A 15,811-nucleotide genomic window follows, 5' to 3' on the forward strand; every position below is an offset into this window, starting at 1 on the left:
ACTAACCTCGTGCGGCCACGACTTTATTGTAATGTTCCAAGTAAACTAACAGAATGGAAATATCCGCTGGTGTCACGCCTGAGATACGGGACGCTTGGCCGATAGAGATTGGACGGATTTTGCTTAGCTTCTGCTTCGCCTCGGTAGCAATTCCATGCACATCATCGTAGACGATATCATATGGAATCTTCTTTTTCTCCATCTTGCGTAGACGATCTACTTGTGCCAGCTGTTTCTCGATGTAGCCAGCATACTTAACTTGAATCTCCACCTGTTCCATCATTTCCTCAGTCAGCTCGTTTGGTGCTGGAGAGATGGCATGTATGTGCGCGTATGTTACTTCAGGACGGCGCAGCAGCGAGATGAGATCGACCGCATTGTTAACCTCTGCACTACCCACCGCGGCGAGCATATCTTTTACCTCGGTCGGCTTTACTTTCGTTGTTTTCAAACGCTCAATTTCTTCTTCGACACGGCGAACTTTGTCTAAGAATCGCGCGTACCGCTGTTCCTGGATCAAGCCGATCTCATGCCCGATTGGAGTGAGACGCAAATCGGCGTTATCGTGTCTGAGAAGCAGCCGGTATTCCGCACGCGATGTCAACAAACGGTAAGGCTCATTTGTCCCCTTTGTCACGAGATCATCGATCAACACTCCGATGTAAGCTTGTGAGCGGTCCAGCACAAGTGCTTCTTCCCCCAATACTTTTCTCGCGGCGTTGATTCCCGCCATAATTCCTTGACCTGCAGCTTCTTCATACCCGGACGTACCGTTGATTTGTCCAGCTGTAAACAGCCCTTCCACCACTTTCGTTTCAAGCGAAGGTTTCAACTGAGTCGGCACCACGGCATCATATTCAATAGCATACCCTGTTCGCATCATTTCAACCTTTTCCAAACCAGGAACGGAACGCAAGATTCCGAGTTGCACGTCTTCAGGCATACTGGTCGACAAACCTTGCACATAATACTCAGATGTATTGCGGCCTTCCGGTTCCAAAAAGATTTGATGTTTCGGCTTATCACTAAAACGTACGATCTTGTCTTCAATCGAAGGACAATAGCGCGGACCGGTGCCTTCGATCGCTCCAGAAAACATCGGCGCACGATGCAGGTTATCATTGATAATTTTGTGCGTTTCCTCAGATGTGTACGTCAACCAACAAGGCAGTTGATTCGGGATTGCGTCAGTCGTCTCGTACGAGAAAAACTTCGGCTTTTCATCACCGGGTTGAATTTCGGTTTTGCTAAAATCGATGGTATCTTTGTGCACACGAGGCGGCGTTCCTGTTTTAAACCGTACGAGCTCAAGCCCCAGATCACGCAAGGACTGCGACAACTTCACTGCCGGCTGCTGGTTGTTAGGACCGCTTTCATACATCAATTCACCCATGATGATTTTTCCGCGCAGGTAAGTCCCGGTGGTAACCACCACGGCCTTCGCCATGTAACGAGCGCCTGTTTTCGTGACAACACCTTTAATGACGCCATCTTCCACAATCAGTTCTTCCACCAAACCTTGTCGAAGAGTGAGCTTCGGCTCATTCTCCAGCGTTTGTTTCATTGTATGCTGATACAAAAATTTATCAGCTTGTGCTCGCAGCGCATGAACAGCAGGGCCTTTCCCCGTGTTAAGCATACGCATTTGGATATAAGTCTTATCGATGTTACGTCCCATTTCTCCGCCGAGCGCGTCAATTTCACGCACGACATGACCTTTCGCAGGGCCACCAATGGACGGATTACATGGCATAAAAGCAATCATATCCAAGTTGATCGTAATCATCAGCGTTTCACAGCCCATACGTGCTGAAGCCAACGCAGCTTCAACGCCTGCGTGACCGGCTCCGACCACGATCACATCATATTCTCCTGCTGTATAGCTCATGATCGCTACCTCCTCAATTCATAAAATATTATTTACCCAAACAAAATTGGGAGAAAATTTGATCAATCAACGAGTCACCGACAGAATCTCCGATAATTTCGGCCAAATACTCCCATGCATTTCTGATATCAATTTGAACCATATCTATTGGAACGAAGTCCTCAGTCGCTGTGTATGCTTCCTCTAATGCAGCTTTCGATTTTTTCAACAATGAAATATGACGTACATTACTTACATACGTCAAGTCATTAGATTCTACCTGACCGCTGAAGAAAATGCTAGCAATAGCTTTTTCCAAGTCAGTGATGCCCTGCTGTGCCAGCAATGACATCGCCACAATCCGTTCCGCCGGAAAATGGGATCGCAACACATCCATGTCAATGCGCTGCTCTAAGTCCGACTTATTAACGATAACGATGGTTTGTCTGTCCTTCAGCTGTTCAATTAGCTGCACTTCTTCAGGTTCCAACGTTTCCGCCCCGTTGAACACAAGCAATATCAAGTCCGCTTCGACTAAGGCACTCTTGGATTTTTCAACCCCGATTTGCTCAACGATGTCTGACGTTTCACGGATACCCGCAGTATCCAGCAATTTCAGGGGTATCCCGTTTACCGTAACAACCTCCTCGATGACATCCCGTGTGGTACCTGGTATATCGGTGACAATCGCCCTGTTTTCTTGTGCCAACGTGTTCAACAGAGAAGACTTACCAACGTTTGGCTTCCCTACGATAGCCGTCACGATTCCTTCACGCAGAATTTTACCTTGCCGGGCTGAGTTTAACAATTCATCGATCTGTGCCATTGCGTCCGAGCATTTATTTTTAATAAAGGCGTTCGTCATCTCTTCTACATCATGTTCCGGGTAATCAATGTTTACTTCGATGTGCGCCATCAATTCGACCAGAGCGTGCCGCAGTTGCTTAATCCGCTTGGACAAACTACCCTCAGACTGCTTGAGAGCCACCGTATGCGCTCTGTCCGACTTTGCCCGGATGAGATCGATGACCGCCTCAGCTTGGGACAGGTCGATGCGGCCGTTGAGATACGCTCGTTTCGTGAATTCACCTGGTTCAGCCAATCTCACCTGCTGCTCTATTAACAAGTCCAACACCTTTTTCACAGAAACAAAGCCGCCATGGCAGCTAATCTCCACTACATCCTCTGTAGTAAACGAACGAGGGGCCCTCATAATCGTAACCAATACCTCGTCCACACGTTCCAACGTTCGCGGATCCTTAACAAAACCATAATGGACGGTATGGCTCGCAACGTCCGCTAACTTAGATTTGCCAAAAAAGATGCGATCCGCAGCTGCGACAGCCTCGTCCCCGCTAATCCGTATAACTGCAATGCCTCCCTCACCTAGCGGAGTGGAAATCGCCGCAATAGTATCTTCCATCATAATTTACCACCACCTCTCAGAAACAATCTCTAGTTGTATTGAAAAAATGCAATGAGTCATAACAACCATGACATCATTGCATCGACATTTACCTGTTTACGATTACAATTCTTCGGTTTGGCTCTTCGCCTCTGCTGAATGTTCGTACCGTGGGATGATCCTGCAGCTTCGCATGGATCACTTTCCGTTCAACCGGCGACATCGGTTCGAGTACAACTTCCTTTTTTGTGCGACTCACTCGTTCTGCCAATCGTAACGCTAAATCCTCTAAGGTATTCTTCCGCCGTTCACGGAAGTGCTCGGCGTCTAATCCGATTCGAACATGCGTGTTGGAGTAACGATTCGCGACAATGTTAACCAGATATTGCAGCGCGTCCAACGTCTGCCCCCGCCTGCCAATGAGCATGCCTAATTCCGAACCAAACAAATGGAGCTCCACCCCGTCCTTCTGAACCTTCTTCTCCACGCGCACTGCCAAATTCATGGTTTGAAAAACGTCCTGTAAAAAATTGATGGCTTCCTCTTCAGCGTCAGGCAGAAGCTCTAATTCAACTTTTGCCTCCTTCACGCCGATGAGACCGAACAGCCCTTTGGAGGGGTGTTCCAGCACGTGTATTTTTACCCGTTCCTCCGTGGTATTCCATTGGCGAAGACCGTTGCTCACGGCCTCCTCAATTGATTTCCCCGTAACCACAATTTTTTTCATTTGGACAGGCCACCCTTATTTTTTTTGAGGTCGATAAATAAAATAAGACTGCACAATCGTGAAAAGGTTACTAAACACCCAATATAATGGTAGTGCTGCAGCGAAATTCATCGCCATAACAAAAATCAATATCGGGAAAATGAACATCAGGTTTTGCATTTGCGGGTTCATCTGTGAGGACATCATTTTTTGCTGGAAGTATGTCGTCACCGCAGCTAACAGCGGCAAAATATAATACGGGTCTTTCTCACCGAGCTCCATCCACAAAAATGAATGCTCCGCGATATTTTGGTTGCGCATAATCGCGCTGTACAAGGCGATCAGGATAGGCATCTGAACCAGCAAAGGGAAGCAGCCGGCCAAAGGATTGACACCGTTTGCTTGAAACAGCCTCATTGTTTCTTCCTGTTGCTTCTTGGGGTCGTCCTTGTATTTGTCTTTTATCTTTTTAAGCTCCGGTTGTAAATCCTGCATCCGCTTAGAGCTTTTATATTGCTTTAAAGTGAGCGGCAAAATAATAATTCGGATAATCAGGGTCACGACCAAAATCGATAGTCCGTATGAACCCCAAAGAAGCGCCGCAAACCAGTCAAGAATATCAGCCAGTGGACCAACGAAATATTTGTCCCATATCCCATTCTCAGGATCGATTTTCGTTGTTGCCGGGGCACAGCCTGCGAGCAGCAAAAAAGTGAAAATAATCGGCAAATATTTAGCTAGTCGACGGGTCAAAATGCAATCCTCCTAATTTATCGTTTCCAATAAACAACTATACCATATCTTCTAGAAAAAAAGAAATAAAACTCCCTACTTTCGACGCAATAGAGAGGCTCTTTTAAACACATGCAGAATGCTTTTTTCCATATCGGCATACGCCATACCCACGGCGGGTGTTCTGGCGATCAAGATAAGGTCGTAACCAGTCGGAATTCGATCCGCATTCAATCTAATGATCTCTTTCACCATGCGTCGGATCCGGTTTCGTACCACGGCATTGCCAAGCTTCTTGCTCACGGATATTCCTAAACGAAAGGTTGACAGCTGCGGCCGGGCATGCGAATAGAGAACAAATTGGTGATTGGCCACCGACTTGCCGCCGCGATACACTCTGTCGAAATATTCCCTTTTGGTCAATCGATTCTTTTTTTCCACAGCCTGTTCACCGTATCCTATCATTAGCCCGACCAGTATTTATTTATCGTATACAAAAATCTACTTTTTTAGTACATATGAAAATTGGCGTGAGTAATTTCGAAGTAAAAACGCGGTTGGTCCGGAGCGCTTTGGATCCACACTTGAATCGCTCTCTTCTCATGCGCAGCCAAAAGCGAGGTGCACGCATAATTATAAACAAAAAAGACCACTTCAGTGGCCTCTTGTATTAAGCGCTCAATACTTTTCTTCCTTTTAGACGACGAGCAGCGAGTACTTTACGACCATTCTTTGTACTCATTCTCTTACGAAAGCCGTGTACCTTCTTGCGTTTTCTTACATTCGGTTTAAACGTAGGACCCATCTATGTGCACCTCCTTGAGGAAATTCCTTTCCCAAAATACCTCTTAACATTAAATCATCTTACACGTCAAAAGTCAACTTCAGAGACTAACAAACTTTTGCCACTTCAGACGATGGGATCTCCAAAAACTCACCTGTGTATAACAAACACAGAGAAAAATGACGACATTGTCGAATTGATAACATATTGTGCACAATATGTAGTGCTGTTGATAAAACTTACACACAACCTGTAGAGGATGTGGATAAAAACAAACATTGCATTGATAAACATAGTGCATTTTGATATCATAATAGTGCTAATCCTGTGGATAGTGGCGCAAAATCGTTCATTTTATCAACAGCCTGTGGATATCTTTGTGAACAATTTTCCGCTACTTGAATAAATCATTTTCAACATTTCCTTGATAGTGTGGATAGTTTTCGACATATATCGTGTTTATGTAACATTTATTTGGCTTACGCCACATTGCTTATCTTTTCAAAGGAGTGAATACATTGTGGAGAGCCATCCGAACGAGCAATGGCAGCACGTTCTTTCCATTATTCAGACAAGGCTGAGTAAACCAAGCTATGAAACCTGGTTTACGTCCACAAGGGCCGTAGTTTTCAACGAAGAAAAAATAATGATATGCGCTCCGAACAACTTCGCCCGTGAGTGGCTTGAGAATCGTTATACGAAACTCATTAAAGATACGATCCTCGCCTACAGTGGTAAATCCGTTGACATAAAATTCATCATTGAGTCCGAAGAAGAGAAAGCCGCGGGACCGTCCTCCCCCCCCACAAATGAAACAGCCAAGGCGCCAGTCGCCATACCTGAAGAAACCTTCAGCCACATGATGAATCCCAAATACACGTTTGACACATTTGTCATAGGTTCTGGAAACCGTTTCGCTCATGCGGCGTCGCTAGCTGTGGCTGAAGCGCCGGCAAAAGCCTACAATCCCTTGTTTTTATACGGAGGCGTAGGATTGGGGAAAACACACTTGATGCATGCGATCGGCCATTATGTGTTGGAGAACAACCCTAGCGCTCGTGTGCTCTATATCTCATCCGAGAAGTTTACCAATGAGTTTATCAACGCGATACGTGACAACCGGGGCGAGAGTTTTCGCAATAAGTATCGGAATATTGATGTACTCCTAATCGATGATATTCAGTTCCTCGCCGGAAAAGAACAAACCCAGGAAGAATTTTTCCATACGTTCAACGCCCTGCACGAGGAGCGCAAACAGATCATCATATCCAGTGACCGGCCTCCGAAGGAGATTCCAACGTTGGAAGAACGTTTGAGATCGCGTTTTGAGTGGGGATTAATCACCGATATTCAACCGCCGGATCTGGAGACACGCATAGCGATACTGCGCAAGAAGGCAAAGGCTGAAAACCTGGACGTACCGAATGAGGCCATGGTGTACATAGCCAATCAGATTGATACCAACATTCGTGAGCTCGAAGGCGCACTGATTCGTGTGGTGGCCTATTCTTCGTTAATCAATCAGGATATTACGTCACATCTTGCTGCGGAGGCGTTAAAAGATATTATTCCCAGCAGCCGGCCGAAAGTTATCACCATTCAGGACATTCAGCAGAAGGTTGGCGAATTCTATGGAATGAAGCTGGAAGACTTTAAAGCGCGGAAACGGACCAAGATGGTTGCCTATCCGCGACAGATTGCTATGTATTTGGCGCGCGAAATGACGGACTTCTCTCTGCCGAAGATCGGAGAAGCGTTTGGGGGCCGCGACCACACCACGGTCATCCATGCGCATGAGAAAATTTCGGTAGCGTTAAAGAATGATCAGGAGTTATATAAAGTAATCCAAAATCTGATGGAAAAAGTAAGAAACGTTACGATGTAGTCCAGGCTGCGCAGATGAGCGGCTGAGGTTAATAACTGCGAGCCTATGCACAAACTATTCACATGTGGATAGGCTTTAGTTTTGTATCATTCCTGCACATATCCACATATCCACCGCCCCTACTACTATTACTAATAAAAAAAGAGTATTATAAGGGGATAACATGGACCTCTCCACCATCTTCAAACCTTAGGAGTGACAGTATGAAATTAACTATATTGAAAGACCACTTGAACGAATCTATTCAACACGTCTCTAAAGCGATCTCTAACCGAACCACCATCCCAATTTTGAGCGGGATTAAAATAGATGCCGACGCCAACGGAATGACCCTGACCGCTAGCGACACCGACATTTCAATTCAAAGCTACATCCCGGTTGAAAAAAATGACATGAATATCATTCAACTTGACCGGCCAGGCAGCGTAGTCCTGTCATCCAAATTTTTCGTTGAAATCATACGCAAGCTGCCGGCCGCTCAGGTTGAAATCGAGGTCAAGGATCATTTTCATACCACCATTCGCAGCGGATCTTCTGAAATTCAACTAGTTGGCCTGGACCCGGAGGAATATCCGACACTGCCTAGCATCGAAGAAAATAGAAAAATTCAGCTGCCCAGCGATGTTTTGAAAACAATGATTAAGCAAACCTCATTTGCCGTCTCGACGAATGAATCCACACCAATCCTTACCGGGGTGCTTTGGACGATTCAGGACGGCATATTGAAATTTACCGCCTGTGATCGACACCGTTTGGGCAGCCGGGAGACACAAATCGAAGTAGACGGCGGTTTTCAGTTGAGTAACATTTCCATATCCGGGAAAACCTTAAATGAACTGGCCAAAATCCTGCCGGACCAAAACGCGCTGATTGAAGTCGTATTTGCCGACAATCAAGTGTTGTTCAAATTGAGCTCGATTTTATTTTATACACGAATTTTAGATGGGACTTATCCTGACACATCGAAGCTTATTCCGCAGTCGTACCAAACTGAGATGGTCGTGAACGCACAGCAACTGGCTGACGCAATCGACCGGGCTTATTTGCTTTCCAAAGAGGAGAAAACCAACATCGTCAAACTGATCATGCGCGAGGATCAAACGATCGAAATTTCATCTAGTTCATCTGAGCTCGGTAAAGTGACAGAGCAGTTAGACGTGTCCAGATTAAGCGGTGAATTACTCCGCATCTCGTTCAATTCCAAATATATGCTGGATGCACTCAAAGTCATCGACAGCGAATTTATTCATATAGGATTCACCGGCGCAATGCAGCCGATCATTATCCGGCCCGAGGAATCATCGAATCTTTTACAGCTGATTCTCCCTTATCGAACGACTAACTAAACCAATGAAATGAAGGAGAACAAATGAACCGATGAAGCCGATAACCATTCAGACCGACTATATTACACTGGGGCAGTTTCTCAAATTGGCCGATTGTATAGCTACGGGCGGACAAGCTAAGAGCTTTCTGCAGGAGACAAAAATTTTGGTCAATGGGGAGCCGGAAAACCGCCGGGGCAAAAAACTTGTTCACAACGACAAGATACAGGTAGAAGGCTGTGGTGAGTTCCAAGTCGTGCGCAGCTGAGCGCTTGGACACGGCTGTGGCGCACACAGCCTGTAGGAGGAACTGTTTTGCAACTGAAAAAGCTGTCATTGCAGCATTACCGCAACTACGATGAGGTGCATTTTGAAACAGGAAGCATGGTAAACATTATTGTCGGTCCCAACGCTCAAGGGAAGACCAATTTGCTGGAGGCTATCTTCGTGCTTGCCCTCACTAAGTCCCACCGGACGCACCAAGATAAAGAACTTATTCAGTGGGACACCCCCCATACTCTGCTGCATGCCGATGTGGAGAAGAAATACGGCTCCGTCCAGTTGGACCTAACCATCTCCAAGCAAGGCAAGAAGGCGAAAATCAACGGCCTTGAACAAAGGAAACTGAGTAAATTCATCGGGGCCCTGAATGTAGTTATGTTTGCGCCCGAAGATCTGGAAATCGTGAAGGGCGCCCCGTCTGTTCGGCGGCGTTTCTTAGATATGGAAATCGGGCAAGTGTATCCCTCCTATTTGCACGATCTGTCCCAATACCAAAAAGTCCTAATGCAGCGCAATAACTATTTGAAGCAGTTATCTAATACCCGTGACACTAAAGCGTCGATGATGGAGATTTGGAATGAGCAGTTGGCCGGCTTCGGTGTTAAAATCATCAAAAAACGTCAAAGCTTTATAAAGAAGCTCCAATCATGGGCGGAGAGGATTCATGCAGGTGTAACCGCCGGGCAGGAACAAATTGAAATTCAATATTCCTCTTCGCTGAATCCTCTACCGCAAGATGAACCTGTTTTATTTGACCAGTTTATGTTAAAGTTATCACAGGTGAAAGATCAGGAGCTTCGGCGCGGGGTTTCCCTCGTTGGACCGCATCGGGATGATTTGTTATTTTTCATAAACGGGAAGGAAGTGCAGACGTTCGGCTCGCAGGGGCAGCAAAGAACGACGGCGCTTTCTTTGAAGCTGGCGGAAATTGAGTTGATGCGGGAGGAAGTCGGCGAATACCCGGTTCTTTTGCTCGACGACGTGTTGTCAGAGCTCGATCGGTCTCGGCAAACCCAGCTCATAGAGACGTTCCAAAATAAGGTGCAAACGTTCATAACAACGACCGGAATTGAAAGTATAGATCTGACAAAGTTGGAAAACGCTTCTGTGATTAATGTGCGGAACGGAAGCTTAAATTAGCAATGCCACTGCTATGAGGAGATGACGGCCCCTATGTTCATCCATTTAGGCGGAGAGAAAATTATTCGCGCGAGTGAGCTAATCGCGATTTTTGACTTATCCATTGAAAAATCCTCAAAGATTTCAAAGCAATTCATAACGCATGCCATCAGAGATAAAAAGGTGGAACTGATCGGGGAGGAAGAGAGCAAATCGCTGGTCGTGACGCAATCAAAGGTATACTACTCTCCCATCTCTTCTATGACCTTAAAGAAACGGGCGCATCAATTATTAACGAACTAGATTTTACCTTGGAAAAGTGGGTGTCTCTACATGTCTGTGAATCAAAACGCATATGATGAAAGTCAGATACAGGTGCTCGAAGGTCTCGAGGCGGTCAGAAAGCGTCCGGGTATGTATATCGGATCCACGAGCGCGAGAGGCCTTCATCACCTTGTGTGGGAAGTCGTTGATAATAGTATCGACGAGGCTTTGGCCGGTTATTGTACCACCATTCAGGTGAGTGTGCATAAGGATAACAGCATTACCGTCATTGATAACGGGCGCGGTATTCCGGTCGGGGAGCACGCCAAAATGAAGCGCTCCACGTTGGAGGTCGTGCTGACAGTGCTGCATGCCGGGGGAAAATTCGGCGGCGAGGATTCCGGTTACAAAGTGTCCGGCGGTTTGCATGGTGTCGGTATATCCGTCGTCAATGCACTGTCCAAGAAGCTGCTGGTGCGGGTGAAACGCGATGGAAAAATCCATGAGCAGGAGTATCACCGCGGGACGCCACAGTACGACCTCAGAGTAATTGGGGAAACGAATGAGACCGGTACAGAGATCACTTTTTGGCCGGATGAAGAGATTTTTACTGAAACGACAGAGTATGACTACGACACGCTCCAATCCCGTATTCGGGAGCTGGCGTTTCTGAATAAAGGCATCGAGATCTCGTTGACGGATGAACGAACAGATGTATCCAATACGTTTAAGTACGAAGGGGGCATTGTTTCATTCGTCGAATATTTAAGCCGTAATCGTGAGCCGGTGCATCAGCCCATCTACACAGAAGGTGCTAAGGATAACATCCAGGTGGAGATCGCAATCCAGTACAACGATGGTTATTCGGAGAGCATCTTCTCCTTCGCCAATAATATACACACACATGAAGGCGGGACGCATGAGTCCGGTTTTAAAAGTGCGTTAACACGTATAATGAACGATTACGCTCGTAAGCACAACGCGCTCAAGGATAACGATTCCAACCTTTCCGGTGATGATGTTCGGGAAGGCTTGATCGCGATCATTTCCGTTAAAATTCCTGAACCACAATTCGAGGGGCAGACCAAAACGAAGCTTGGTAATAGTGAGGTTCGCGGTATCGTCGAGTCCTTATTTTCCGAAAAATTAATGGAGTTCCTAGACGAGAACCCAGCGATTGCGAAGAAAATTGTAGAAAAGGGTGTGCAAGCGGCACGTGCCCGAGAAGCAGCCCGTAAAGCGCGGGAATTGACGCGACGCAAAAGTGCGCTTGAAGTGAGCGCACTGCCCGGTAAGTTAGCCGATTGCTCTTCGAAAGATGCTGCTATCAGTGAAGTGTACATTGTCGAGGGTGACTCTGCAGGCGGGTCGGCCAAGCAGGGCCGGGATCGTCACTTTCAGGCGATTCTTCCTATTCGCGGTAAGATCCTGAACGTGGAGAAGGCCCGTCTGGACAAAATCTTATCCAGCACGGAGATTCGCGCGATCATTACCGCATTGGGCACGGGAATCGGTGACGATTTTGATATAGAAAAGGCCCGTTACCATAAGGTCATTATTATGACGGATGCAGATGTCGACGGTGCCCACATCCGCACACTGCTGCTTACTTTCTTCTACCGCTACATGAGAAAATTGGTCGACGCCGGATATATTTACATCGCTCAGCCCCCATTGTACAAGCTGGAACGTAATAAAACAGTCCGTTATGCTTACAATGAGAAGCAGCGTGAGGTCATCATGCAAGAATTCGGAGAAGGCGCAAAAGTCAATGTGCAAAGATACAAAGGTCTTGGCGAGATGAATCCGGCGCAGTTGTGGGAAACCACCATGGATCCTGAAAGCAGAACGCTGCTGCAAGTCAGCATACAAGATGCCATTGATGCCGACACCATCTTTGACACGCTCATGGGTGAGAATGTCGAACCACGCAGAGATTTCATCCAGCAGCACGCAAAGTTTGTGAAAAATCTTGATATTTAACGACACACGGTGGTGAGTGCGCTGCCCGACACACGCTTTTTTTGTTGAGCTGCTGCGTGTGCTCGCCTAACTGCTGCAAGTCGCTAATTTATAGACAGAGCGTTGACGTTTGCTGGGACCTACGACGGGAGGACAACGGGGAAGAACACACCCGCTGACAGTCCCAAGGGCTGGCAGCTCACGCTCTTTTATGTTATAATTAAGTGTTCTTAGTCCCAGGTCCTGCGTGTTAACTTAATTCGATGTAACCTCAGGCCTAATTACTATTGCTCTATATGTTATCAGACAAAGGTTTTTCATATAATTGCTTATGCGGTTTCGAAGAAACTGAACAAGCCTGGACTTTGAGACAATGATTTGACATGAATTGTGTTTAAGTTTCCGACAGAGCTGACGAACTCAGCCTGAATTTATGCATAGCACAAAGGAGGGTTTACAGATGGCGGAAGAACAGCGCTCAGAGATCAGAGATATTGATATCGGTACGGAGATGCGCAGCTCTTTTATGGATTACGCGATGAGTATCATCGTCAGCCGCGCCCTCCCGGACGTTAGGGACGGACTCAAGCCCGTGCATAGGCGTATTTTATATGCTATGTCCGAGCTCGGCATGTCTCCGGATAAACCTTATAAAAAATCGGCGAGAATCGTCGGTGAAGTCATCGGTAAATACCACCCGCACGGTGATAGTGCCGTGTACGAAACTATGGTGCGTATGGCACAAGACTTTTCCTTGCGGTACATGCTTGTGGACGGTCATGGTAACTTCGGTTCCATTGACGGTGATATGGCCGCAGCGATGCGTTACACGGAAGCGCGTTTGTCTAAGATAGCCATGGAGCTTCTGCGTGACATTAACAAAGAGACCATTGATTTCGTACCAAACTATGATGGGGAAGAGCAAGAACCAGCGGTTCTCCCAGCCCGCTTTCCGAACTTACTGGTAAATGGAAGCTCCGGTATCGCGGTCGGTATGGCCACTAACATCCCCCCTCACAATCTGCGTGAGGTGATCGATGGCGTGCAGCAGCTGATTGACAATCCGGACGTCACCCCAATGGAACTGATGGAATCGATCAAAGGCCCTGACTTCCCGACCGCCGGTTACATTATGGGGCGCGAAGGCATCAGGCAGGCATACAGCACTGGGCGCGGTTCGGTCACGATGCGTGCTAAAGCAACCATTGAGGAAAACAATAGTCGGGCACGCATTATCGTTCATGAGCTGCCGTATCAAGTCAACAAAGCTAGACTCATTGAGAAGATCGCGGAGCTTGTGCGTGAAAAAAGAATAGACGGCATCACCGATCTGCGCGATGAGTCCGACCGCAACGGGATGCGTATTGTGATTGAACTACGGCGTGACATCAATCCAAACGTAGTGTTGAATAATTTGTACAAACACACCGCTATGCAGTCCAATTTCGGCATTATTATGCTCGCGTTGGTCGACGGTGAGCCCAAGGTGCTCAATCTGAAAGAAATGCTGTATCACTATCTTGAACACCAGAAGGTCGTTATCCGCCGTCGTACCGAGTACGATCTTCGTAAAGCGGAAGCGCGCGCGCATATTCTCGAGGGCTTAAGAATCGCTTTGGACCACTTGGATGCGGTAATTGCGCTGATCCGCGCCTCCCGTACAACTGAAGAGGCTCGTGACGGCTTGATGGAACAGTTCTCTCTGAGCTTCGATCAAGCGCAAGCAATTCTGGACATGCGTTTACAGCGTTTAACTGGGTTGGAACGAGAGAAAATTGAGAACGAATACGCAGAGCTTCTGAAAAAGATCGCGGAATACAAAGCTATTCTCGCTGATGAGCAGCTTGTTCTCGCTATCATCAGCGAAGAACTGCACGAAATTAAAGAAAAATTCGGCGATGAACGCCGTTCAGAAATCACCATTGGTGAGGATAGCATTGAGGACGAGGATTTGATTCCAAGAGAAGATGTTATTATTACCATCACTCATACCGGCTATGTCAAGAGATCGCCAGTCACTACCTACCGCAGCCAGCGGCGCGGCGGCAAGGGTGTTATCGGCATGGATACGAAGGATAATGATTTTGTTGAGCATCTATTTGTCACGAATACCCACCACTTCTTGCTGTTCTTCACGAACAAAGGGAAGGTGTATCGTCTGAAGGCTTACGAGGTACCCGACCTACGCCGCACAGCAAGAGGAACTCCAATCATCAACCTGATCCAGATCGAGCAGGGTGAGACGATCAACGCTGTGATACCGGTGGAGAGTTTCGATCCTGAGCAGCATCTGTTTTTTGCTACCAAAAACGGTTTGGTCAAAAAGACGCCTCTCGATGATTATGCCAACATTCGCAAGGGCGGTTTGATCGCGATTACGCTGCGTGAAGACGATGATCTGATCGCCGTCAGATTAACGGATGGCAATCGCACCATTATCATGGGCACCCAACAAGGGATCTCCATTCACTTCCCAGAGACAGATGTGCGTGCGATGGGACGTTCGGCCACAGGTGTGAAAGGTATCACAATTGGCGAGGACGACGCGGTGATCGATATGGATGTGGTTAGAGAAGACAGCAGCGTTCTAATCGTCACGTCCAAAGGTTTCGGTAAACGTACCCCTGTCTCCGAATACCGTTTGCAAACAAGAGGAGGCAAGGGGATCAAAACTCTGAACGTCACGCCTAAGAACGGTCCCGTGGTAGGACTTAAGATTGTCGATGACGACGAAGATCTCATGATTATTACCGCGCTCGGTACAATCATTCGTACCAGCATGGCCGGAATCTCTATGATGGGCCGCAATACCCAAGGTGTCAAACTCATCAACATTCGTGATGAAGATGAAGTGGCTACCGTAGCACGAGTGCAGAAAAGCGAAGAGCCGGACGACGACTTGGACGCTGAAGATCAGGCGAATCCAGACGACGCTGATGAATAAATACATTGTGTGTTTAGTGTGTTGAACTGAGAATGGGGCGCGCATGCGGTCCCCATTTTTTTGTTTGTATTACCCTATTTCGGATTGTAACAGCTAGTTTTTAATAATGCAGTTGCAACGCGCCATTTTGTAGACTTGACGAAATGAATGTATTTATGCTAAAGTAAAATACTCAGTGCTTTCACATCTATCGCTAGATAATGAAGTAATAGTTACGCTAAATGAAAAAAAATCTTGCATAGCATCGAGCGGTATGATAATATATAAAGGTCGCTGTGACCAGAGCGAACTTCCATATAGAACAGTCTGCGAGTGAGCGCTGACGCTGATCAATGGAATTGCCCTTTGAAAACTGAACAACGAGTGAGTGTAAAATAAAGAGAATGAAAAATTCTCGCTAGCATTACTTTTGAGCTTAAGACAAGCTTAGCTGATAGACCGCTGCTACGCAGCACTTTATTGGAGAGTTTGATCCTGGCTCAGGACGAACGCTGGCGGCGTGCCTAATACATGCAAGTCGAGCGGATCTCACCTTC

At 46.9% G+C, this 15,811-nt stretch carries 13 protein-coding genes and 1 rRNA gene; 8 read left to right on the plus strand and 6 right to left on the minus strand.

Annotated elements, in window-relative coordinates; all coding sequences use genetic code 11:
• Position 1: 1 nt before the first annotated feature.
• From mnmG to rpmH, 6 genes are all read right to left on the minus strand, one after another.
• Positions 2-1,888: a tRNA uridine-5-carboxymethylaminomethyl(34) synthesis enzyme MnmG gene (mnmG, locus tag CBW46_RS20505; protein ID WP_089201820.1), complete on the minus strand. Its 1,887-nt coding sequence runs from the start codon at positions 1,886-1,888 to the stop codon at positions 2-4.
• A 28-nt stretch (positions 1,889-1,916) separates the two neighbouring features.
• A complete protein-coding gene (mnmE, locus tag CBW46_RS20510; protein ID WP_089201821.1) occupies positions 1,917-3,293 on the minus strand; it encodes a tRNA uridine-5-carboxymethylaminomethyl(34) synthesis GTPase MnmE in 1,377 nt (458 codons plus the stop codon).
• Between the two features lie 88 nt (positions 3,294-3,381).
• Complete coding sequence (jag, locus tag CBW46_RS20515; RefSeq protein ID WP_089201822.1) at positions 3,382-3,999, minus strand: RNA-binding cell elongation regulator Jag/EloR; 618 nt, start codon at positions 3,997-3,999, stop codon at positions 3,382-3,384.
• A gap of 15 nt (positions 4,000-4,014) precedes the next feature.
• Positions 4,015-4,731: a membrane protein insertase YidC gene (gene yidC / locus CBW46_RS20520; protein WP_089201823.1), complete on the minus strand. Its 717-nt coding sequence runs from the start codon at positions 4,729-4,731 to the stop codon at positions 4,015-4,017.
• 75 nt (positions 4,732-4,806) lie between these two features.
• Positions 4,807-5,151, minus strand: a complete 345-nt coding sequence (rnpA, locus tag CBW46_RS20525; protein WP_089201824.1) for a ribonuclease P protein component — start codon at positions 5,149-5,151, stop codon at positions 4,807-4,809.
• A 229-nt stretch (positions 5,152-5,380) separates the two neighbouring features.
• Positions 5,381-5,515, minus strand: a complete 135-nt coding sequence (rpmH, locus tag CBW46_RS20530; RefSeq protein WP_089201825.1) for a 50S ribosomal protein L34 — start codon at positions 5,513-5,515, stop codon at positions 5,381-5,383.
• A 499-nt stretch (positions 5,516-6,014) separates the two neighbouring features.
• Here rpmH and dnaA point away from each other — a divergent pair, with 499 nt between their 5' ends.
• The 8 genes from dnaA to CBW46_RS20570 form a co-directional block, all read left to right on the plus strand.
• A complete protein-coding gene (dnaA, locus tag CBW46_RS20535) occupies positions 6,015-7,379 on the plus strand; it encodes a chromosomal replication initiator protein DnaA (protein ID WP_089201826.1) in 1,365 nt (454 codons plus the stop codon).
• A 203-nt stretch (positions 7,380-7,582) separates the two neighbouring features.
• Complete coding sequence (dnaN, locus tag CBW46_RS20540; RefSeq protein ID WP_089201827.1) at positions 7,583-8,725, plus strand: DNA polymerase III subunit beta; 1,143 nt, start codon at positions 7,583-7,585, stop codon at positions 8,723-8,725.
• A gap of 31 nt (positions 8,726-8,756) precedes the next feature.
• Positions 8,757-8,972, plus strand: a complete 216-nt coding sequence (gene yaaA, locus CBW46_RS20545) for a S4 domain-containing protein YaaA (RefSeq protein WP_089201828.1) — start codon at positions 8,757-8,759, stop codon at positions 8,970-8,972.
• A gap of 47 nt (positions 8,973-9,019) precedes the next feature.
• Positions 9,020-10,126, plus strand: coding sequence for a DNA replication/repair protein RecF (gene recF / locus CBW46_RS20550; RefSeq protein ID WP_089201829.1), 1,107 nt, complete (start codon positions 9,020-9,022; stop codon positions 10,124-10,126).
• 33 nt (positions 10,127-10,159) lie between these two features.
• Positions 10,160-10,408 (plus strand): extracellular matrix regulator RemB, encoded by a 249-nt coding sequence (gene remB, locus CBW46_RS20555; RefSeq protein WP_089201830.1) that lies wholly within the window; start codon positions 10,160-10,162, stop codon positions 10,406-10,408.
• Between the two features lie 30 nt (positions 10,409-10,438).
• On the plus strand, positions 10,439-12,352 hold the full coding sequence (gyrB, locus tag CBW46_RS20560; RefSeq protein ID WP_089201831.1) for a DNA topoisomerase (ATP-hydrolyzing) subunit B: 1,914 nt from the start codon (positions 10,439-10,441) through the stop codon (positions 12,350-12,352).
• 439 nt (positions 12,353-12,791) lie between these two features.
• Positions 12,792-15,275: a DNA gyrase subunit A gene (gene gyrA / locus CBW46_RS20565; protein WP_089201832.1), complete on the plus strand. Its 2,484-nt coding sequence runs from the start codon at positions 12,792-12,794 to the stop codon at positions 15,273-15,275.
• A 456-nt stretch (positions 15,276-15,731) separates the two neighbouring features.
• Positions 15,732-15,811: ribosomal RNA gene (locus CBW46_RS20570) — 16S ribosomal RNA — on the plus strand; the annotation flags it as partial.

Origin of the sequence: Paenibacillus xerothermodurans (genome assembly GCF_002220865.2) — a bacterium.
GTDB classification, from domain to species: Bacteria; Bacillota; Bacilli; order Paenibacillales; family NBRC-103111; genus Paenibacillus_S; species Paenibacillus_S xerothermodurans.